The sequence below is a fragment of the Nocardiopsis tropica genome, from assembly GCF_042660575.1.
In the GTDB taxonomy this organism is placed as follows: domain Bacteria; phylum Actinomycetota; class Actinomycetes; order Streptosporangiales; family Streptosporangiaceae; genus Nocardiopsis; species Nocardiopsis tropica.
Genome location: NZ_JBHSUF010000076.1, coordinates 1 through 501, shown reverse-complemented (window position 1 = coordinate 501; position 501 = coordinate 1). Strand labels below are relative to the sequence as shown.

Genomic DNA, 501 nt, shown 5'->3' with positions numbered 1-501 from the left:
GCGCTGTCGTTGGAAGGGGTAGGTCGGCAGCTCCACCACCCGCGCCCCCCGCCCGAACACCGCCGTCCAGTCGATGTCCGCGCCGTGCGCGTACGCCTGCGCCAGAGAAGCCAGGAACCGCTCCCCGCCCCCCTCATCACGACGCAGCGTGCCCACCACCACCGCATCCGCACGGCCCGCCGCCTCCGCCGTCTCCTGCACAGCGGCACCCAGCACCGGATGCGGACTCGCCTCCACGAACAGGTCGTGCCCGTCCGCCAGCAGACTCTCCGTCACCCTGCCGAACAACACCGGCTCGGCCAGATTCCGGAACCAGTACCCCGCGTCCAACTCCCCCGCGACCACCGGACGACCCGTCACCGCCGAGTAGAACGGGATCTCCGGACGCCGCGAGACCACCCCCGCCAACACCGACGCCAACGACCCCCGCAAACGCTCCACATGCGGGGTGTGGGAGGCATAGTCCACCGCGATCCGACGAACACGCACCCCCGACTCCTC

1 protein-coding gene is annotated in these 501 nt (G+C 71.1%); it reads right to left on the bottom strand.

The annotated features are described in order from the left end of the window. On the bottom strand, positions 1–489 hold a 489-nt coding region (locus tag ACFQBR_RS33650), incomplete at its 3' end, for an acyltransferase domain-containing protein (protein ID WP_378554994.1). Positions 490–501: the final 12 nt, after the last annotated feature.